This is a genomic window from Acaryochloris marina S15, from assembly GCF_018336915.1.
GTDB lineage: Bacteria > Cyanobacteriota > Cyanobacteriia > Thermosynechococcales > Thermosynechococcaceae > Acaryochloris > Acaryochloris marina_A.
In genome coordinates this window covers 2,600,578-2,623,863 of the sequence record NZ_CP064923.1, presented here as the reverse complement: position 1 = coordinate 2,623,863, position 23,286 = coordinate 2,600,578, and the positions used below count along the sequence as shown (strand labels likewise).

Genomic DNA, 23,286 nt, shown 5'->3' with positions numbered 1-23,286 from the left:
TCAGCTAACGCGAGACAGAGGGGGATGGCGGGAACTTGAATCAGAGTTATTGAGCTAGCTAACTAGTAGCCAGGAAGAAAGATCGCGATCAATCAGGTCTTGCAGCTTCAGAATGTCATCGCGATAGACACTCCTGAGGTCATTTCCAACTTCGGGAGGCAGGGTTGGTTTTTCTAGATTCCACTTTCTGAGAGGCTTTGCGATTGCTCTTCGTAAGTCGTGGGGCAGCACTTTGAGCATAGTTCGAGCTGGATTACCTCGATCAAGGAAATTGTAAAGCAACCGACTTTTGGGAACTCCTGATGCATTCAGAACGGAGAGATCCGGAACAAAGCTGCTGTCTACGTTTAAGAAGCTAAAAATATCTTGTAGGAATAAGGGCGTGTTTGCCTTTAAATCGTCATAGAGACAAATTTTAATCTGGGAGGCATCGAACGTATCCAGGTAGCGTTTGATCTGTTCATGGTAGTAGCCGCAGCGCTTGTAGTACCACATATAGACCCAGTTTTCGTGGATGCGCTGTTCTTCAACTGCTAACGCTTTAGCAAAGGAACACTGTTCATAGCCCTCTCTAACATAATGCATATAGCTCGAGTAAGCTCGATCGACTGGATCGCGTAGAATCGCAATCAGCTTTATGTCTGGAATGTAATGCTTGATGCGGCTAGGAGCCTTGGTGCTGTATAAATACAGAGGTGAAGCTTCTCCAATAGCGACTTCGTTAGTAGCCCCTTCGAACAGTTGGCAGTAGTCGCCAAAATCTAGGATAGAATTTTCAACAAACAGCTCGTCAGGGCTGCAAAAGTTGAGATCTTCATCCTCCAGAGCAAAGAACCGAGGTTCTTTCACCGGACTCATGTATACCTGCGGATGCTGGTCCAAATAATAGTAGAGAGAAGTAGTTCCGCCTTTGGCCGCACCGATAATTAGAAAGTTTGGTAATGTCATCACAAATCTCCTAAACTTTTTCTTTAGCTTCGATGCTATTTTTATGGTTTAAAACAACGTCTGTGTAGCTACCTGAGCTGACAATACGACCATTTTCGAGCAAGTAGATGCAGTCGCAATGCTTGATGGTACTAAGACGGTGTGCAATAGTGATTATTGTTTTCTTGCCACTTAGCGACCTGATAGATTCAGTGACTAAACGCTCCGTTTCATTGTCAAGTGCTGCGGTCGCCTCGTCTAGAACCAGAATCTCACGTTCATGATATAGCGCCCTGGCAATGCCAATTCGTTGTCGTTGACCGCCCGAGAGCAGCACGCCTCGCTCCCCTACTTTGGTCTTAACATTGTTTGGTAGCTGCTGGATAACCTCTTCCAACTGGGCCGAGCGGATAGCGTCATGTAGTCGTTGCGAATCGATTTGCTCATCGGGTACACCGAAGGCTATATTCCTTTCGATAGTGTCGTCAGTTAGGAAGATCGACTGTGGGATATAGCCAATCAAGCTCTGCCAAGCTGCAAGGTCATTGTAGATTGATTTGCCGTCAATACTGATATCGCCTGACTGAGCAATTAATAACCCTAGAATTACATCGACCAGCGTCGTTTTGCCCGCACCTGACTTACCGATGAAGGCGATGGATTCTCCACAGTTAACACTCAGAGAAATCCGATCGAGTGACGGTTGGTTAGCTCCAGGATATTGGTATGAAATCGTTTCTAGCTTCAAACAGTCGCGAAAGGTTAGGCCAGTTCTTGCTCCAAGTTGCGGGCCAGTTAGATTAGACAGGCGGATCTTGGTCATTTCCTCAAGCCGTTCTAACTCTATAACTTCAGTGTGCAGATGGTTGATCGTATAGGAAGAGTTTCTGAGCTGGTTAATCCCGATCACAGAGTTGCTTATAGCTGGAATCATACGAATGGAGGCTAGCGCAAATATTCCAAGTACTGAGGTAAGATTCTCAACTTGCTGGTTGTTGAGCAAAGAAATCGACACCAAACCAACCACGCACACTACCATGACCATTTCCATGATGTAGCGCGGTAGCAGTCGAAAGGTGATAAAGCTTACATGCGCTTCCTCCAGTCCTCTAGCCTGCGACAAGATTTTGGTCTCGAAGAAAGATTCACAACCGATTACCTTAGTCTCTTTGATCCCGCCAAAGGCGTGGTTGAGCGTCTGAATCATGTCCCCCTTGCTCTTACGAGCCTGCTTACCCCAAGTCTGAATCTTGACTCGGAAAGAATTGAGGAATATGAAAATTGGTAGCAGCGTCGTCAGCAAAACGATCATTGTGACACTGCTGGTTCTGTAGAGGAGAATAAATAGCGCTGACGCTACAAAAATATTAGAAGCCGTTGTCAGGAGAGGTGACAAGATCGTAATCGTGAAAGTATTAGCAATCTCGAGAACGTTATCGATAATAGAGGAGCTATTTTTCTCTGTATGAAATATATAGGGTGCGCTTAGATAGCCCGTGACCATTCTTGATATTAGGTTGCGTTGCTGTCGATCACAGAACCGTACGATTAGTATTTGGGTAAGCCAGCCAAATAAGGTTTTGAGGATAAAGACTGTAACGACAACAATACCTAAGATTCCGATAAATTGAGCTTCGCTCAATGCTCCGACCCGTTCAAATAGCCAAATCAGAGCTGAATAATTGTACAGAAGCTGCGAATCGCTAGCCAGGGCAATGAAAGGTCCAATAACGCCAATACCAACAACTTCTAGGCAGGAAGCTGCGATAAACAAGAGCACCATCCAGGCGAGATTTATATTGCCCGCGGGCAGGATGTACAATAATTTTTTGAGAGTTCGCAACATAGCGGATTAACTTTTATGAGTTTATGGTGCCCATGACAGGGCTTTGGCTATCAGATTCAGCCGCAACCTTAAAGAACGATCACCTATGCTATTTAGAGTTTTCCGAATTAGTCAAGGCCATTGCACTGAAAAGATTTTGAAACTTTTCTAGACTTTTAGGTGTAAGTTATATATCCGCAATAACTTAAATCCCTATACAAACCGAAAATGCTCGGAGTAGAACATACAGTCTGGAAACCAAGATTTTGGTTTCTAAAAGAAGATATAAGGGCTTCAGCCTCGCATGCTCTTTTCGGCAAGTTCTTGGCGATTTTATTTAACATGGCTGTTTAGCCTTATACCTTCTACTACAGAATCGAGTAAATCCAGAATGTTCACATTGATAACCACTCAACCGATGTGAGTATATTTAGGTAATCGATGTTGACCCATGACTGTGAAATCCGTTTAGGCTAGCGGTTGGAATGCCTCAGAAATAACGGACACGATATTATCGTTAGCATCCCTAATAGTTACATCGAGTAGGCCACCGACCTGATTTGAAAGATTAGGCAAAATACCTGTAATCCGCTCTTCAGAGACACCCAGATTGAATATTTCCTGATCTCCCACGAATACTCTCGTATCGCCTGGGTCAGTATCAAAGTTGACCCCACCGATGATAAACGCCTGGCCGCCAGTAACTGGCGCTCGCCAAGGGTAGATATCGTAAGCGGTTGGACCTGTTACGCCAAACTCATCTGGAATGGCGATCGTTAACTCATCGCGAGTATAGTCGACCCCGACGATGGCCCCCCCAGGTCCAGTGATAATATCTAGACCTTGGGCCACCCGGCCATTGGTGGTGCCACCAGTCACAGTTGCTACATCGTTAAGGTTGATGCTGTCTAAAACCTGAGTCCCGTCAGAGGATAGCTCTATATTGTAGAGATTGTTTTTCCATTTTTGGGCCAGCAAGTTTCCACGGAGCTGCCCACCGAAGGTTGTCGCCCGGTATTCGGTGATACCATTAGTAGATCCTAGGAAGGTTCCAATAGGTGCTGTGTAGCCTTCAGTAGGTAGGTCAACTGGGCTGTCGTAGTAGACATTCTGACGAGCATCGGCCCGACCACGGTTACGATTAGGATGACCGTAGTAAGCGCCCTCTTGAATTAAATTCAGCTCTTCCGGCTGTTCTTGGCCAAAGGGGACATCGGTATAAGCTCCTGTTGACTCCGCCCCGAAGCCGCCGTTGGCATTGTTTTCGGTTGCATAGAGGAGACCTTGAGTTGTGAAGACTAAATCGTAGGGGTTGCGCAGACCACTAGCATAGACTGAGACATCTACACCGGGTACGACATCGACGTACCCTCCCCAAAATTGGCTATCAGCTGGGTCAAAACCTAGATTACTAGGTGGGTTAAAAATTTCGGGCGGCAAACTGTCTAGAAATGCCTGAGGAACCGGCTGAATAAGGTCATTCTCGCTGATCAGGCTGTACTCAATATTACCGTTGAAATCGGGTTTAGTAATCTCAGCCTTTAGGATAGCCGCAGTGAAGGGTGATTCGTCGATACCACCGATAGTAGGGTCAGCAACACCAGCATTGGTGTTACTACCAGAGGTTATAAAGAGGTCGCCATTATTGTCAAACTCCAGGCCGTTAACTCCGTGGTCATGGTTGGAAACACCAATGCCTGTGACCAGAGGTGTCAGCTCCCAATTACCATTAACTTCTTCCAATATGGAAACTTGACCACTATAAGGTGAAAACTCAGTGGCCGCAAAAGCATCCCCGCCGTTAGCATAAAATTCATTATGCGAGATATAAATCTTGGGAGTCGTTTCGTAAGGGTTGAAAGCAATACCAGTAATATTGGAGTTCGACAGGTTACTAATGACATCGATTACTTCGGTGGTTGCTACAGTATAGTCGTCATTGAGCGTGTAGACGGTGATGTTGCCAGTCACCGAGGCAACATATAGTCGACCGTCAGGACCAAATGCAGCTGAAGTTGGCTTGATAGGCTCGGCAATCAGCTGCTGGGTGAAGCTGATTGAACCACCCGTACCATCATTGTCAGTTATGGCAACGGTCACATTGTTCACCGGCAGACCGCTACTGTAGTCAGGGTCACTAGAACTAATGGTGTGTGCAATTGTAGAGGTATGTAGGCCCTCTGCCAATGCATCGTCCACCGGCGTAACTGTAACGGTCTGAGCTTGATTCCAGTTGCTGGGTGAAAAGGTAAGACTAGTCACGTTGGTGCTCAGCTGACTACTGTCGAACTGTAGAGTCACCACAACATCGCTCGTGGGTTGAGTCGTCAATGCAATGGTGTAGGAATCTACCGTTGCGCCCTCAGTCACCTGGGTATTTCCGTTGGTTTCTCGTACCAACCAACCGGGGCCAACCGGGACAATTTCCAGCGCCGCAATTGTTGCTTCGCCTAGGTTAGCCGTGAAGTTGATATCAAGAGTACCATCGTCAACTGTGGCGATAATCGACGTGTTTTTATCCGGCCCCTGAATGACTTTAGCCGTGTTTTCACCTGCCAAAAAGGCGTTCTTGATTTCGCCGTAGACATCAAGGTCCTCGTAGTAGGTTTGCCCTTCGACTGTAATGTCAAACAAACGCTGGTTGTAATCGGTAGCTTCCCACTCGACCAAATGAGCGTTGACAAAATAGTTGCCATTGGCTACTGGAATACTGTAAGTAAAATTGCCACCCTGTCGCTGAGTCTGGTACAGGGTGTCGGATTTGGTATTGGCGATTGCTTGAGTGCTAAGAATACTAACAGCCTGACCACCAGCGTTATAGGTATCTGCTTGAAAGAGATGTCCTAAATCGTTATAGACAGCATCGCCACCAGCATTTATACGTATGACCCCATCGTTTGCCTGTGGAGTTACAACTGTAGTTGTGAAAGTCGTTTCTGTAGGATTACTATCTGTATCAGTTGCCCTAATAGTGATGTTTGCTTCTCCAGTGCCAACGGCGGAGTAATCTAGCGTTAATGTGCCACCCGCGAGGCTTGTGGAAACTAAGTTAGGGTTAGAGTTATCTAGGACGACGAAAGCTAGATCAGAGTCACTATCTTGTGCGTCATCAAAGACGTTAAATAAGTCGATATTGCTATCGCTTGCGTCTTCAAGCACAACTATGTCAGGAATCTCTTCTGCAATCGGTGAACTGCCGATTATAACTGGCTGCAGTTCAAAATAGTTGAGTTCAAAGGCACCTTTGACCACATCTACCCGCAGCTCTTGTGAACCGGCATCCAAAAATATACTCGGTAGGATAACATCAGCCCAAGCTCCCCCAGTACTGTCGAAATCTAAGTTGTAAGTCTGTCCACCTAACGTGATTTCGACCTTGCGATTATTTAGGCCACTTGCAATACGCGCGACTAAGTTATATTCACCGGAATTGGCTATATCAATTTGGTAGGTTAAGTACTCTCCAGGCTTGATTTTTGTGAGATGGTAGTCTCCTGCTACGTCATCAGTAATCTGAACATCTACATCATCCGCAAATTGGTTTGCGTTGCCACCGTTACCCGCCGAAGTATCGAAATATTCAACGCCATTAGTGCCACCGATATAACTTTCTGCTTCAATACGAAGGTTAGGACTAGGAGGTGGAGGGTTTGCAATATTCACTGCAAAGGTTCCCAATAACAGCTCCGGCACAATGTTACCGAGAACATCGGCGACTTCTCCGGCTTGAAGCGTCACGGTATAAGAACCATCATCAGCCTCATCCCAAGATCCCCCTGGGGCACTTATTGTGTAGGTAACAGTGCCATCGGCATTATTTACTACTGAAGTCACAGGTAAAGCACCATTTGGCCCTATTACTGTGATGTCATTTGTATCAATTGTTGCCTCATCAAGACCAGTAGCATCGTTATAACTCACTGTAAAGCTATAGTCTGTCCCACCTGCAGTCATGATGTCACTTGCATTCAAGCTTGCTGTCGGTGCGTCTGTGTCTGGGCTTATCCCTCCAACTGGCTGCAGTTCAAAATAGTTGAGTTCAAAGGCACCTTTGACCACATCTACCCGCAGCTCTTGTGAACCGGCATCCAAAAATATACTCGGTAGGATAACATCAGCCCAAGCTCCCCCAGTACTGTCGAAATCTAAGTTATAAGTCTGTCCACCTAACGTGATTTCGACCTTGCGATTATTTAGGCCACTTGCAATACGCGCGACTAAGTTATATTCACCGGAATTGGCTATATCAATTTGGTAGGTTAAGTACTCTCCAGGCTTGATTTTTGTGAGATGGTAGTCTCCTGCTACGTCATCAGTAATCTGAACATCTACATCATCCGCAAATTGGTTTGCGTTGCCACCGTTACCCGCCGAAGTATCGAAATATTCAACGCCATTAGTGCCACCGATATAACTTTCTGCTTCAATACGAAGGTTAGGACTAGGAGGTGGAGGGTTTGCAATATTCACTGCAAAGGTTCCCAATAACAGCTCCGGCACAATGTTACCGAGAACATCGGCGACTTCTCCGGCTTGAAGCGTCACGGTATAAGAACCATCATCAGCCTCATCCCAAGATCCCCCTGGGGCACTTATTGTGTAGGTAACAGTGCCATCGGCATTATTTACTACTGAAGTCACAGGTAAAGCACCATTTGGCCCTATTACTGTGATGTCATTTGTATCAATTGTTGCCTCATCAAGACCAGTAGCATCGTTATAACTCACTGTAAAGCTATAGTCTGTCCCACCTGCAGTCATGATGTCACTTGCATTCAAGCTTGCTGTCGGTGCGTCTGTGTCTGGGCTTATCCCTCCAACTGGCTGCAGTTCAAAATAGTTGAGTTCAAAGGCACCTTTGACCACATCTACCCGCAGCTCTTGTGAACCGGCATCCAAAAATATACTCGGTAGGATAACATCAGCCCAAGCTCCCCCAGTACTGTCGAAATCTAAGTTGTAAGTCTGTCCACCTAACGTGATTTCGACCTTGCGATTATTTAGGCCACTTGCAATACGCGCGACTAAGTTATATTCACCGGAATTGGCTATATCAATTTGGTAGGTTAAGTACTCTCCAGGCTTGATTTTTGTGAGATGGTAGTCTCCTGCTACGTCATCAGTAATCTGAACATCTACATCATCCGCAAATTGGTTTGCGTTGCCACCGTTACCCGCCGAAGTATCGAAATATTCAACGCCATTAGTGCCACCGATATAACTTTCTGCTTCAATTAAAATATTCATCCCTTTATTCCATAAGAATTGCTAAAGGCTTTTATTGAAAGGTAGGAGTATTCACTAAACTTCTGCTATATAAATCTCCATATTTATCTGCAGAACTAAGAAACAGATTTCTGTTTTTACTAACACTATCTTGAACAACTGTGTTCTTAAAAACTTTGTAATTCAATGAATTTTCTATCGCTTTTGCTAAATTATGAGATGCATTTTTATCCAGATCAAAGTATGTAAAGCTATTATCTCCAATTTCCTTGAATATCGATATATTTGAACATACTACATTTGTTGAAAATAACAACGCTTCTGCCAAAGGAATGCAAAAACCCTCACAGCTAGAAGCCGCAATAAATAATTGACATTTTTTATATAACCATGCCAGCTCATTGTCAGTAATAGAATCTACGAAAATAGTATTTTTATCAATTCGAAAATCCCATAACATTTTGGAGATTTTTTCAGTTTCAGGTCCTTTAGAGCCAACAATCAATAAGAATGTTTTAGAGTTAATTTTTCTAGATAAAAGCAAGTCTGAAAAAGCTTCAAGTATAAGAGGAATATTTTTGTTTTTTCTATGTTGAGAATTGCACAGAAAAAATGGAGAATATTGAAGGTGAGAAAGAAAATTTGGCTCTACCTCTTTGACACTCGAAAACTTAACTGTATTATAAACAACTGATATTTTTTTTTCTTTACACTCTTGAGGGAAATAATGTATTAATCGTTTTTTTGTTGTATGTGAAACACAAACTATATTCTCAATAGTCTTTACACTCATCAATAGAAAAAGTCTATTGAAGTAGACTCTTGGAAAACCAAAGTTTTCTGGAATGTCATAGGGATATAAGTCATGAACAGTAACATAAGTAGGTACTTTCATCCAGTGTCCTACGACTGGAATAGGGAAAGATAGATGTAAAAGATCTCCTCTTAATTTCTTTACTATCTTAGGGAGGCTAAGTAAAAACCAAAAATTTCTGGAAAGGGCATTATTTTTTATATCAATAGCCACAATTTTAATTTTACTTTTATTTACTTCAAATGAGGAATAGAAGTAACATTCTTGCCATTTACCAACAAGTAGAACAACTTCTTCAATATTGCTCAAGCTTGATAAGTCAATAGCTAGATTAAAAGCGTATCTGCACACACCTGTGGGCCTAGTTGCTCTGTGCAACGCATTAATGATTACTTTCACAATAGATAAAACCCTTGCTAAACCTGCACTCCAGTGCCTAACTTATTTACTTCAAAAATCAAGGGAACGATTACACAATAAAATTGATATTTGTATACTTCTTATATAGTTAAACCTTATAAAGAGCTAAATCTATTTAAGGAAGAAGGCAATACATTTCAGATTCAACAGAGATAGAAACTGGACTAAATATTTGATGGGAAACTATTATTTATTTACTCTGTTTTCAAGTTATAACATATTTATTTAGCTTTGAGATAAAAATAAGTCATTTATTAGTATTTTTAAAGTCATTTTTTGTAAGTATTTTTCACTGACAGAATATTATTTTTTTTAAAGTTATGTGATCGATACGTTTTATCTGATTTTTATATTGCGTATTTTCATAAACTCAGTATCTAGCCCTCATAAATCATTCGGGCTTCAAACACTGACTACAGGGACACTTCTAGAAACAAGCTGTATTTCAGGCAGGTGCTGCGTTTAATCCATTAGAAACGTGTTCGAGGAATTGCCCAAATAGTCATGAATAATCCAGGCCAGTAAATCATCAAGGTATAGAAAGGCCGAGGTTGCGATATAGGGCAATTTAGTATAAAAATCTTTTATGATGTCGCCAATCCTCCAAAGTCTAGCTAGGAAAGGCATGGAATCATTTTGACTACGGTCTAGATTTAAGGCTCGTTGAACAACTCTTTCATCTTTCCCTACAAATTAGAACCCTGACTCACCCTAACAACGCTAATAATTTTCGAAGATTGGGCTGAGTCAGAAGCCGCCCTTGATGCCTTTGCTCAAACATGGGACACCCTTTACCCAGCGGTTAGCCAAATATGGATTCGACACTGGGAAAACGTCATTCCGATATTCGACTACCCGATGGAAATCCGCCGCGTTATTTACACCACCAATGCGATTGAATCGGGAGCATGTCACCTTTGCAGATGCATAAAATCTGGAATTAAAAGTTTGATATCTGAAAAGCAAGGCTAGCAAAGATTTCTGAAATGAGTATAAATACTAGCTTGCAAAGGTGACATGCTCCCGATTGAATCAGTCAACCGCTCATTGCGTAAGGTGATCAAAACCAAGGCTGTTTTTTCTAATGAAGATACCGTTTTCAGGCTGATGTACTTGGCAATGAACAACATTGCTAAAAAGTGGAATCGGCCCATCAAGAATTGGCGAGCAGCTCTGTCGCATTTTGCTATTCTGTTTCCAGAACGCTTTTGCCTTTAACCTCAAAACGATTACACAAAAATCAGATCACTCTCAATTTGGCCAACCACTCCTGAAAATTTCGGCTATGTTGATAATTTCCTTAGAAATTGTCAACGGTTTTTCCTGCAGCAATACCTCCAATCTTACTACCAAAAAAACCTCCAATTGTTGCATCAGTTAATTTATTGGCAGGAAGTACTGTATTGAATACATCATCAACATCTAGAATATCAGAAAGCTCTTTGGGTTGAGCATTTTGCACTTCTTTTAATAAATTATTAAACCTCCTATTTTGTATCTTACGTACAAATGAAGCTTTGCCTAGTTCCCCACCTAGCTTTCCACCTCCTTGAGAGAAAATACTCTTACATAGATCAAAATTGTCTCCATCTTTAAAGATATCGCCAGACGTATTTACTACGGTTTCACCTATGAATTTACCTAATTTTCCAATTTTCTTAATCTTATCTAATCCTCCAGTAGCAAACGATGTTGTAGTGCCAGCAATAAAGGTTTTTGCTAAATCTATCGACTTAATTTCTTTGCCGGATAAGCTTTTATCAATAACATCAAATGCTACATCAAATAAACCACTCGCTACTCCAGCGGCTAGGAAAGGTAAAATGTTCCCAGAAGGATCTCTAAATCTAACAGGAGAATTAAAAACATAACGGTAGAAGTTTGAATCAGTAGCATTGAAGCCAATTGGGTCTTCACTTATGAAGCTACCAATAGATGAGTTATAGTACCTTGACCGATAGAAATATAACCCAGTTTCAACATCTAACTCTCGACCTGTGAACTTATAACGAGAATTAAACGTTGTATCTGACTCTACCAATACATTTCCATAAGAGTCATAGATAATGTGATTTTCCACTATGCCATTGCTATTTATCAAATCCCGTACTGTTCCAAGATGATCAGTTAATTGCCATAAGATATTCCCTGTAGTGCTCTCTTGAGCAATTACTTGATCAACACCTGGACCATGAAGATAACGTTGCGCTAGGACAGGCTCACTACCCCCAATGCTTCCATCTATATCAACAAAGTCAAACACCACTTCAGACCTGTTATAGACGAAATGAGTAATGATTCCTTCATTAACATCTAGCAGATTATTGTCCACGTCTTTGGCAATACGCCGATCGAACACGTCGTAGGTGTATTCAACTTGCTGGGTTTCAACACCCGCATCATCCTTATCGATTACAGCTACAAGTCGGTTCCGGTAATCCCACTCAAACTCTCGACTTTCTCCTGAAGCAATTTCAGTTTGACGAATGAGGTTTCCTTCATCGTCATAATCATAGTTGTATGTCCCATCTGAGAGAAGTCTATTTCCATCTCCTGTGACATAGCCATTGCCATGCAAACTGGAGCTAATTCGGTTGCCATTGGCATCATAAGTGTAAGTTTCATCGGGATTATTTACATCACTATGATCAGCACCTGTCAGTTGGTTCCGGTCATCATAAGTGTAATTTGTCGTACCATCAACATCGACAATCTGGGTAATCCGACTGTCCTGATCATAGGTGAAGTTATAAAATGCGATGTCAGCAATGCCATTATTGTGAGCGAGATTGGTTAACCGATTGAGGTTGTCATAGGAGTAACTTGTACCTGTGACAAGCTGAGTGGCACCAAGATCAGAATACCGATCGATGGAGGTAAATTGATTCAGTGCATTATAGCCAAAGTCAACCCGCTTATCGCTAACTCCATTACCCAATTGAGTGAGTTCAGTAAGCCGATTGAGTGCATCATAAACATAGGTATTCGTTCCTTCCTCTACCCCATCGATTACATCACTCATCGTAAGGATATTACCCACCGCATCATAGGTATAGTTGAGAACAACATTGGGTACATTTGGTGTACCCGCATTATCCACTGACAAGATTCTGTCTCTATTGTCATAGGTATAGGCCAGGGCACTGAAGGAATCTGATACGGAAGTCAGATTGCTCACCTTATCATAGGCGTAGTTTATGACTTGTGTATCTCCAACCCAGGTCTCGGTAACCAACCGATCGACATCATCATAGACAAACTGTGTTGAACGGCCATTGCGATCAGTGACAGCGAGCAGATTATCAACCACATCGTACTCATTGACGATGGAGTTTCCTAATGGATCGATTTCCTCAATTAGACGATTACGAGCATCATAGATAAACATGGTTTCATTCCCCACTGAATCAACGACAGAAGTGAGGTTATTATCCAAGTCATAACCAAAAGTAGTCACTCCATCACCAGGGTCCACGGTCTCAATCAGTCGATTACGAGCGTCATATTGATTAACAGTTTCATTCCCCAAAGGATCAATGATGGAAGTTAAGTTACCCAGTGCGTCATAGCCAAATTGAGTCAGATTATCCAATTCATCTAGGCTACTAATCAACCGATCCAAATTATCGTAGGTATTAGTGGTTATATTCCCTAAGGCATCTGTTGTGGCAACAAGGTTACCTGCATCATCATATTCAAAGAGATTTATTGGCGATGTTAAAGGTCCTGCTCCGTCTGGATCAGCTTGTATGAGACGTTCTAAACGGTTAAGGGCATCATAATCAAAGACCGTGCGATTTCCATTCTCATCAATCGTTACACTGACATTACCTGCAGCGTCATATTCAAATTGCTGTATACCCTGATCGGCAGTCCCTTGGGCAAAAGTGATTGAAGTGACTCTTCCAAAAGCATCATAGTCAAAGTCAGTGACTCGACCCAGGGGATCAGTCTGTAGATCAACTAAACCTTCAGCCGTATAGGTGAACTGCGAAATCAGATCGTCACCTCCGCCTATATCACTGATAACTTGGGTAATAGAGAGGACGTTCCCGTTATTGGAATCAATATCAAATAAAGTGAGTCGGCCCAGTTCATCGGTGATGCTAGTTATCTGATTGAAGGTTGAATCATAGGTGAATTGTGTACCTTCCCCAGCCGCTGCACCCAGGCTTATAGAGCTGGTTTGCGTCTCAGGTGTGATAACCTCGAAGTTATAGGTAAGTGGCCCAGAACTATTATTGGTTAGAGATAGGGTATAGATACCACTTTCAGGCAGAGTCACCTCAAAATCCCTACTCAAAAAGTTACTCGTAATTATTTGACCATTTGGCCCCAATAAATTCCAAGTACCATTAGAGAATGAACTCCCTAAATCATTAATAAATAGTCTTTGGTTAAAGGTTCCATCAAACGTAAACTCTTGAATCTCTCCGAGGCCAAGAGTATCACTGAGTGCCTGATCAAATGTGAGGGCAGTAGAGAATGATGCTGGAGAAACTATTTGGAAGCTATAGTCAATGGGATTGCCTGAGTTGAACTGAGACCCGTTCAGTACCAGTAAGTAATCACCATCGGCGGGCAAGGTTGCTACGAAATCAGACCCTAGGGAACTACTTGTAATAGCCTGGTTGTTGGAACCGTAGAGAATCCAACTGCCGGGGAAACTTTCAGAGATCGACAAGCTATCAATTACAATTCGTTGTCCAGCACTACCAGTGAGACGATAGAGATCAGCTTCACGACTTGGATCCAGGGTTCCTGTTACGGGGTTATCCAGTGTCACTGATTGCGCTGTTGCTGGGACATCCAAAACTCGGAAGCTATAATCGCCAGTCGAAAAATTATCTCCCCCAATAATGAGTCGGTAGGCACCATCTTGGGTTAGGGTAATAGGCCCACTGTCATCGTCTACATCTGCAAAGAAGTTGAATAGTCGAGTCCCGTCAGGCGCTTCTAAGCTGAGAGATACATTACTAGAGAGTCCTAATGCGTCATAGAAGAGTTGCTGTCCGGTTGTACCTGCAAAAGTAAACTCAGCCTGGTCACCCACTTCGTCAATGGTCCCTGAAACTGTATTTCCTATTGTGAGAGCAGCCGTTGTTGTTTCGGGTGTCACAACTTGGAAGCTGTAGTCAACGGGAGTACCAGAGTTGAATGGAGAACCACTAAGGACTAATAAATAGTCACCGTCAACAGGCAGGGTTGCTACGAAATCAGATCCTAAGGAACTACTTACAATAGCCTGATTATTAGAATTGTAGAGAATCCAACTTCCAGGGAAATTCTCAGAAATTGACAAGCTATCCAATCTTATCCGCTCTCCAGCAGTTCCAGAGAGACGATAGAAGTCAGCTTCACGACTTGGGTCAAGGGTTCCTGTCACGGGGTTATCCAGTGTCACTGATTGCGCTGTTGCTGGGACATCCAAAACTCGGAAGCTATAATCGCCAGTCGAAATGTTATCTCCCCCAACAATAAGTGTATAAGTACCATCTTGCATTAGGGTAATGGGTCCAGAGTCATCATCTGCACCTACAAAGAAGCTAAATAATTGCGTCCCATCAGGTGCTTCCAGGTTGAGACGCATATTGGTAAACAATCCCAAAGCGTCATAGTAGAGTTGCTGTCCGGTTGTACCTGCAAAAGTAAACTCAGTCTGGTCACCCACTTCGTCAATGGTCCCTGAAACTGTATCTCCTATTGTGAGAGCAGCCGTTGTTGTTTCAGGTGTCACAACTTGAAAGCTATAGTCAACGGGAGTACCAGAGTTGAATTGGGAACCACTAAGGACTAATAAATAGTCACCGTCAACAGGCAGGGTTGCTACGAAATCGGACCCTAAGGAACTACTTGCAATAGCCTGGTTATTAGAATTGTAGAGAATCCAACTGCCGGGAAAGTTCTCAGAAATTGACAAGCTATCCAATCTTATCCGCTCTCCAGCAGTTCCAGAGAGACGATAGAAGTCAGCTTCACGACTTGGGTCAAGGGTTCCTGTTACGGGGGTATCCAGTGTCACTGATTGCGCTGTTGCTGGGACATCCAAAACTCGGAAACTATAATCGCCAGTCGAAATATTATCTCCCCCAATAATGAGTCGGTAGGCACCATCCTGGGTTAGGGTAATAGGCCCTGCGTCAAAATCTACATCTGCAAAAAAGTTGAATAGTCGAGTCCCATCAGGCGCTTCTAAGCTGAGAGATACATTACTAGACAGTCCTAAGGCGTCATAGTAGAGTTGCTGTCCGGTTGTACCTGCAAAAGTAAACTCAGCCTGGTCACCCACTTCGTCAATGGTCCCTGAAACTGTATCTCCTATAGTCAGAGCAGCTGTTGTTGTTTCGGGTGTCACGACTTGGAAACTATAGTCAACGGGAGTACCGGAGTTGAACTGGGAACCGTTTAGCACCAGTAAGTAGTCACCATCAACAGGCAGGGTTGCCAAGAAATCGAATCCAAGAGAGGTATTACTAATAAGCTGGTTGTTAGGACCATATAGGCTCCAAGTTCCGAACGAATTATCTGATAGTGATAGACTATTAAATCGTAAGCGTTCTCCAGCAGTTCCAGAGAAGCGATAAAAATCTGCCTCACTTCCAGGGAAGAGGCTATCAGTAACCGTGGTGGTCAAGGTTAAGTCTGGAACATTATTATCCAAAGCCAGCAATCGGAACTGATAATCTCCTATATCATCAGAATTTCCCCGAATACTCAATGTATAGGTACCATCCTGATTGAGTGTTACTGGCCGAGAGCTGACTCCAAAGACATTAGACCCGTTAGGATCTACCAGGGTGACATTGGCAAAGAAACTCTCACTGAGATCATCAAAGAAAATTCGCTGCCCAGCCACCCCATCAAAGCTAAATTCGTCTCTTTCTCCAGGCTCAGCAATTGAGCCCGAAAAAGTGTTTCTACCTGAGAGAACATCCTCAACCCTAAGTATATTTCCATTATCATCGTAGGAAAATACGGTAGAGTTCCCCCGAGCATCCGTGCTGCTGGTAATGAGGTTGTCTTGATTTCGCCTGACTTGGGGACGACTACCAACATCATCTGTAGAGCTAACTAGCTGTCCTGCCTGATCAAGGGTATTGACGATAGTGTTGCCATTGGCATCTACGTAAGTAGACTCCGCTGAACCTAGCCTGAAAGTTGATGGGGCTGAATTCAGGAAAAAGTCAACCCCATTAAAGTTGAAAGGATTAACAGCGGTTTCCTCGGGTGTGTAAAGTCCTTGGACTTGCAATGGGTCAACTTCAATAACAGAACCATCTTTTCGGATTGCCTGCTCAAGACGTCCAGCAAAGTCATAGGTAGCCTCTTCCCGATTGCCACGCTGATCAATTTCAGCTGTCATATGATGATCTGCATCATACTCAAAAGTTCGAGAAGTCCCATCTGGATCAGTAATCCGTACCAAATTACCCATCACATCATATTCAAGCTGAGTAATTCTTCCAGCGGGGTCACTAATTTCTGTTATTCGGTCATTCGTATAAGAAAATGTAGTTTCTAAACCGACAGGATCAATGATCGTGGTCAAGTTGCCTGAATTGTTGTAAATATATTGAGTCTCATTGCCATTCCGGTCTATTTCTCTTGAAAGGAAATTATCGGTATTAAACTCTAAGGCAGTTTGGTCTTTAAATGTAATCTTAAACGTGCCATCGGCTAATTTTTCTAAATTTGAAAAATCTCCTGGAGGGGCTTTATATATCCCCCCTGCCGTATCTGGAGCGTCGTATAAAATTTCACTCCCATCTCCATCAATCAGCAATACAGAACCATCAGGATTTTCCACAATTTCTTGTAGTCCGGCCAATCCCCAACCGCTTCCAAATGCACTATCAACAGAGTTAACGTGCAAAATCATCCCTTCACTAGAAGATGTTGATCCAGTAAATGAATTAGTAGATCTGCGGAAGAAATCGAAAGTCCCATCAGGTTGTTCAACAAAACCTGAATTAACCCTTTGTCGCAGAACGCCCGTAGTTAATTGATAGTCATACGTTCCAGAAGGCAGGGTGCTGAGATCAGCCTGAAGGGCAGCATCAATATCCCCACTGCCAACCGACCAATAATGATGTCTACCTGAGCCACCCCCCCCTGGAACTTGATACTCAAAATTGCCTCGATTGATCGTTAAGCTAGCTTGTAATCTCCGATCTGAGCTCCCACGAATATTGCTGAACCCAAAGTTAACAATGGGACGTGGGTCTGCTCTCAATGAATCGTAAGTTAAGTTAATTCCTCTAGAAACTCCTAGAGACTGGTAGTTGACTAAATCATGGGTTTCAATCAAAGCACCTGAATGAAATTCTACTTCCGAGGTTGATGGTCCTCCCACCTTACATTTTTGACATGTATTGTCTTCATTTCGAGTATTCCCGTTAGGATCATTGGCAATTTCAGGTTGTGGTGCAAAGAAATGCCAGCTGCTACTTTGAATTCCTCCTTGAAATGTCTCAATGACACTACCATCCGCACTCACTCGACCTGAGCCGACATTCTCAAAGTCACCCGTCTCAGGATTAATCGACCAAAGGTCCATAACGGTACCAGGCTCAAACCCTGAATTATTGGGCAAAGATAAGGGAGCAGGAGTAGTAAACTGCATCTCTCCCGGTTGAATTGTCACTACCAACTCCGGAAGTAGATTTTCCGGTAAGGATGCAGGGGTAAAATCAACTGGAACTTCAGTAATACTCAGTGATCCAGTAAATGGATCGCCATTCATAGTCTCTAACGAACCTGCAGCGACGAAGACTGCAGCTTCAGGGATGGCCTCAGTCGTCACCATAGTATCTACAGCGGGATCAATAGGAACCGCATTGGCGATATCCAGGGCAGGAAGATAAATAGGTCTGTCAATGATATTGTTGACGCCTGTAAATGGGTCACGCTCTAGAAGAAGACCTACCTTTTCAGCAATGGCTGGATAGATAACGTCAGCCGTGTTGATGGACTCTGGCAGAATATTTAAGGTGTCATCGGGTAAACCATTCGGAAACTCCAAAGTAAAGGAGCCATCTGCAGCTGTTGTGGTTTGAGTTCCACCTAGTTCCAGCACAACACCAGCCAGTGGCGTCTGATCAATATCTTGGATCACGCCTGAAATTCGAGTCGTGGTGATGGGATCTGGAACAACTTCTAACGTGACTGTCTGTGTTGAATCTATAATTCCATCGCTGGCAACAACAGTGAATTCATAGGTGCCGAGCTGATCGGGAGAGGGGTTAAACACCAACGTGCCATCGCTTTCCAGCATCCCCGTTGGTAGAGGGCCATTCGGTTGTAGAAAATAGGAAACCGCGTCACCATCTGGATCAGTTGCCATAAGCTGCACTGCAAGTCGAGCTCCAGGCATGACAGAGAGTGGGCCAACTGGGTCAAATACAGGTGCTTGATTGACAGGGGCATTGGGGTCAGAAACAGACACTGTAATTATTTTTGTATCGCTTAAGGGGGGAGTGCCATTGTCTGTCACAACTATCGAAACTTCGATGTCTCCTATAGCCTGATTGGCATCTGGGGTCCAACTAAATATTCCTGTTGTAGGATCAATGGCCGCTCCTGCAGGAGCCCCAGACGCTAGGCTAAAGGATAACTGGTCTGATGGTAAGTCTGGATCTGTCGCTACAGCGGTGAAGGTTAATTCCTCACCTAAATTGGCATTTTGATTCCCAATATTCTCTAAAACAGGCGTGTCATTGACGGGATTGACGGTTACATCAATGCTTTGACTATCCGTTAACCCACTTCCACTATGGGAAAGGTCATCTACAGCGATATTGACGATGTCTGTTCCATTGAAGTCGAGTTCACCCTGATAAATCAAATCGGTCAAGGCAGCGTTAATGTCAGCTAATGTCCCCGTGAATATCATGGAAGCATCAGCAACACCATTCCCCGTATTGAAGGTCAGACCACTGGTTTGACTCAAAGTCAGTATTCCATGATCAACAGAAAGAGTCACCTCTAAAGAAGAAGAACCTGCATCCGCATCACTTATGCTGATGCCACTTATCTGCAATGCAGTATCTTCATCAACGGTCAGAGCGGGGGGTGCCGTGATTTCTGGCGCAGCTGCTGCAACCACACGTTCAAAAGTTTGGGTAAATGATTGCTGGTTACCGGCAACATCTGTCGCAATGATGCTTAATTCGTTCAGTCCTATATCCAGCGGTACATCTTCGAAGGCGAATTGACCCTGATCATCAGCTTCTACGACTTGCCCGAGGGGATTCATGAGAACACTGGCATTTGCTTCAGTAGTACCGATCAAACGCACCGTTTCTAACGTGGTTTGTTGATCACCCACTGGGGCCGAATCAGATTCAGGGGCCAAATCAAAACTAATCGTAGAGACTGCCGTATCTAGGACAAACGACACGATAACTTGGCTATCCGTTGTATTGCCAAATGCATCCGTAGCTAATAGATTCAGAGTATAGGATCCATCCGGTAACGTGCTACCCAAAATTTGGTTTAGCGTTCCTTGATCCAGGGTAAACGAACCGTCTGACTGCACTGTATTGAGGACATCAATATAGGAGTCAATAGGGGTGTTGTTTAATCCAGCTCTGAAGCTGGTAATCGGGCTGGCATCAACAATTTGGCCGATAACAGTTGGAGCTGAAGTGATACCGTCATTATTCGTTCCAGTGGGTGCAGTGTCATTTGCTAATTCTGCATTAATCACTGGAGGTGCTTGATCTACAGGGTTAATTTGTGCCAGTAGATCGATTTCACTGTCTGTTAACACTCTGTTGTAGACTCTTGCATCTGCAATAATCCCTTTTATTCCTTGAGTGCCAGAACCTCTACCGACACCATCGTGAAAGCGGGTGTTTTGATTGATCCCACCAATACCAATATTGTCGCTATGTTGATGTAAAGTGGCCCCTTGTCCTACACCAAATTGCTCACCATCGAGATAGGCTGAGAACGCTTGAGATTGCAACGTGGAAGTCTCTCGTTCAAAACCTTCTGAATCCTCCCCGGTACCACCTGTTTCAATTTCGGGGTCATTATCAACATTCAAAACAAGAGAAACATGGTGCCAAACGTTTTCCTGTACTGTATCCGTGGATAGAAATGTTCCTTGCCAATTCTCTTCTCTTCGGTTCCAGCCACCCACATATAGGCGACCTTCATCCAGATAAATATTTAAGCCACGAGTTGTTCCCCCTTCCTCGTAAATGACTTGCTTATCATTACCTTGGGTTGAGTCCGCCTTAAACCAGATACTAATGGTTCTTTGAGAATGTTCTCCAAGATTGATATCTCGGGTATCTGACACTGCAATAAAATCATTGATGCCATCAAACTGGACACCGCCTCCTAACGATCCACCAATATCAACAAATTGGGCACCACTTCTCAAAAGGCCATTATTATCTTGTCCTTCAGGAGAGATATCGACAGCAACATTACCAGACGCCTCATCAAGTGTGAGATGCATTACGAGATCTTCTGACGAGATATCTCCTACAAATGGACCATCACCTATGCCTAGTGACTCATCAGAGGCTTCCAAATCGGCAGAAGCACCTGATGGAGCAGTGGAGTTGAGAAAACTATTGGCAGGTGAGGGTAAAGTACTTTGAAGGGGTATCCCGTTAGAAACTGCATTCACAGGATCATTAAAGGCTGGAGTGTGTTTACTCCCCATCTGATCAAGGACATCACCAAGGGTGTTATCCTTGCCAAGTTCATCTAACAAATCACCTTCTAATAGCCCAGATGCAGGAATATCCTGATTGCCAAAAAGATTGCTTGAACCACCCATATCCTTACTAAGTCCTTATCGAAAAATCAACGTAATGCTAAGTAGCTCAAGGATGTTAATTCTGAGGAGCTACTCGTAAATTTCTTTATTTATGCTGCATCTGCAATAGGTATCAGCAGATTTGTAGAGCTATGAACAAACTGTTGGACAATTTGCTCAAAAGTCTCGACACAACTGCTCCAGTCAGTAATCAAGCTCAGTAAGTCTTTCAGTCTTGTTTCAGAGTTTTCTCCCTCTAGTTCAAAGCTGTAGTTACCAGAGAAAAGAATTGCAGCATCCGATTCAGTTTCTGAGCGTTTAAATTCTGCTTGATTTATCAATAAATTCAATTGCCCCCTTTCCTGTGGATATATCAGTTGAATCGCAGCCTGAACTGGACCCGTAGAGTTTTCAGACCAAGGGCCAGGAGAAAGGATTTGAGTCGTTAAATAACGCTGAGTTTCGTGCTTGTTGGCAAACTGAGTATGGGCTCGAGCATTGATGCTGATGCCTTGATAATCTACCTTCGAAAGCTTTTGAACATATTTAGAAGCAATGCTATAAACCTGCTTGGGATGAGCATCAGAATTTGAAAAAACTTCAATAAAATCTATTCGATTGGGTTGGATTACAAGGCTTAAGCCATTTTTATAGACAATCTGGACGATACGATTGGTATATACAGGTGGGCGAGAAACTTCCCAATCGCTGGGAATGATGTCACTGTATTTCAGAAAGTCTGGATTAATTGAGGTAGGGTTTAAATCTTTAGCTGTGATAGTGATACCTACTTCCTGAACATGTATAGCTTCAGACATACTATTATTTCCTATATTTTGAATGGCAAAATCTAGTCAGAAGAAATAGAAAATTCTGACAATCAATTCAATAGCAGAAATGTTGCATGCAATAGAACACATGCAAAGATTCAACTAAAATTTAAAACTGCGGATAAAAAGATGTTTCTAGATGTATCTATTAATAAACTAGCCAGCAGAAACCTCTTTAATATAGGAGTTTATGTTTTAGGAATACTGTGCTGCTAAATTTAGCAGAGTATATGCAAATTTAGAGGCATATAATCAATAAATACTTATCCATGCTCGTTGTAAGAGGTAGAGAAAATGAAATGAAGGGGAACGAGTAAATCAAGGTTTTCTAGATTATATACGATGAAATTAAATTATCCGAACCTTATTATTTTTGTTTACAAATTAATCAAGTATGTAGATTCTAATGAGGATAAAAATTTAATATCATATAAACTTTGAAGAGACTTTTTATGACTAAACTCTTAGCTTTCTATGACAAGTAATATTGAATACTGCCTATAAATAACTAATTTTATATCTAAGAATCAATTTTCAATCAGCATAACAAAAAGTAAGTAAATAAAAGTGACTAAATAATACCTTCTTTAGAAATTAGCTCTTACGTATAAACATCTCCATAGTTATTCATACATGAAAGTGTATTTCAACATGGGACTGATATAATCCCAGAATGTTTGATTCTACCTGTAAGTTCCTTGCAGAGAGCTTTTCCAGTGATTTCGCCTCTTGGCTCCTCGGTGAACCTATTCCACTCACCCAACTCAGCCCTTCAGAATTGTCACTCGAACCAATCCGGGCTGATGCACTGATATTGCTGGCTTCTGATGAATATATTTTGCACGTTGAGTTTCAGACAGAGCCAGATCCAAACATGGCCTATAGGATGGCTGACTACCGCCTCCGGGTCTATCGTCGCTTTCCCCAGAAAGAGATGAAGCAAGTGGTGATTTATTTGACTCCATCCCAATCAGATTATGTTTTCCAGACAGCATTTGAGATTCCGAGAACTCGCCATGAATTTGAGGTAATCCGCCTTTGGGAGCAACCAACAGAACCCTTTCTGGAATCGACAGGATTGCTACCTCTTGCTGTTTTAACCAATACTTTAGATCAAGCTCAAACCTTACGACAGGTAGCTGAGCGCATCGATGCTGTTCCAGAAATGCGGGTTCAAAGTAATGTAGCGGCCTCAACCGGGATTCTAGCTGGTGCGATTCGTTCCTACACAAAAGGCTAAAAGCTAATAAGGTAGGGCTTCTGAGAGATAACCTTCTCTGGGTTGAGTTCGCACTTTAATCTCTCTCAGATGATAACTTAATGTTCTTGTAGGTGATGCCTCTGACCAAGTCCAGACAGCTAGTCCTACCCGCCCGGTATAAGGCGTGAAAGCATAGCCCCCATATCAAAGGTTTAGTGCCAATGGGATGAAGCGGGGCTAAATGTCGGTATCTGGAAGCCTAATCTG

The 23,286-nt window shown here is 43.0% G+C and carries 6 protein-coding genes and 2 pseudogenes; 2 read left to right on the top strand and 6 right to left on the bottom strand.

Features of this window, described 5'->3' with window-relative positions; genetic code table 11:
* Positions 1 to 54: 54 nt before the first annotated feature.
* The 4 genes from I1H34_RS12520 to I1H34_RS12505 all read right to left on the bottom strand — a co-directional run bounded on the left by I1H34_RS12520 (position 55) and on the right by I1H34_RS12505 (position 9,191).
* Entirely contained in the window at positions 55 to 948 is an 894-nt protein-coding gene (locus tag I1H34_RS12520) for a sulfotransferase family protein (protein ID WP_212665902.1), read from the bottom strand.
* Between the two features lie 10 nt (positions 949 to 958).
* On the bottom strand, positions 959 to 2,773 hold the full coding sequence (locus I1H34_RS12515) for an ABC transporter ATP-binding protein (protein WP_212665901.1): 1,815 nt from the start codon (positions 2,771 to 2,773) through the stop codon (positions 959 to 961).
* A 447-nt stretch (positions 2,774 to 3,220) separates the two neighbouring features.
* Positions 3,221 to 7,999: a carbohydrate-binding domain-containing protein gene (locus tag I1H34_RS12510; protein ID WP_212665900.1), complete on the bottom strand. Its 4,779-nt coding sequence runs from the start codon at positions 7,997 to 7,999 to the stop codon at positions 3,221 to 3,223.
* A gap of 31 nt (positions 8,000 to 8,030) precedes the next feature.
* The gene (locus I1H34_RS12505) at positions 8,031 to 9,191 is read right to left on the bottom strand and encodes a glycosyltransferase family 4 protein (protein WP_212665899.1); all 1,161 of its coding nucleotides are present in this window, start codon (positions 9,189 to 9,191) and stop codon (positions 8,031 to 8,033) included.
* Between the two features lie 765 nt (positions 9,192 to 9,956).
* Between I1H34_RS12505 and I1H34_RS33085 the strand changes: the two are divergent.
* Positions 9,957 to 10,430, top strand: a pseudogene (locus I1H34_RS33085) (transposase); the annotation flags it as partial.
* An 82-nt stretch (positions 10,431 to 10,512) separates the two neighbouring features.
* On the opposite strand, the gene I1H34_RS12490 reads toward I1H34_RS33085, so the two are convergent.
* On the bottom strand, positions 10,513 to 21,009 hold the full coding sequence (locus I1H34_RS12490) for an RHS repeat-associated core domain-containing protein (RefSeq protein WP_212665898.1): 10,497 nt from the start codon (positions 21,007 to 21,009) through the stop codon (positions 10,513 to 10,515).
* 89 nt (positions 21,010 to 21,098) lie between these two features.
* The gene (locus tag I1H34_RS12485) at positions 21,099 to 21,806 is read right to left on the bottom strand and encodes a hypothetical protein (RefSeq protein WP_212665897.1); all 708 of its coding nucleotides are present in this window, start codon (positions 21,804 to 21,806) and stop codon (positions 21,099 to 21,101) included.
* 685 nt (positions 21,807 to 22,491) lie between these two features.
* Here I1H34_RS12485 and I1H34_RS12480 point away from each other — a divergent pair.
* Positions 22,492 to 23,031, top strand: a pseudogene (locus I1H34_RS12480) (Rpn family recombination-promoting nuclease/putative transposase); the annotation flags it as partial.
* Positions 23,032 to 23,286 lie beyond the last annotated feature (255 nt).

Excerpts from the sequence above, each read along its gene's own strand:
- I1H34_RS12520 (WP_212665902.1), bottom strand. The coding sequence starts at position 948 with ATGACATTACCAAACTTTCTAATTATCGGTGCGGCCAAAGGCGGAACT.
- I1H34_RS12515 (WP_212665901.1), bottom strand. The coding sequence starts at position 2,773 with ATGTTGCGAACTCTCAAAAAATTATTGTACATCCTGCCCGCGGGCAAT.
- I1H34_RS12510 (WP_212665900.1), bottom strand. The coding sequence starts at position 7,999 with ATGAATATTTTAATTGAAGCAGAAAGTTATATCGGTGGCACTAATGGC.
- I1H34_RS12490 (WP_212665898.1), bottom strand. The coding sequence starts at position 21,009 with ATGGGTGGTTCAAGCAATCTTTTTGGCAATCAGGATATTCCTGCATCT.
- I1H34_RS12485 (WP_212665897.1), bottom strand. The coding sequence starts at position 21,806 with ATGTCTGAAGCTATACATGTTCAGGAAGTAGGTATCACTATCACAGCT.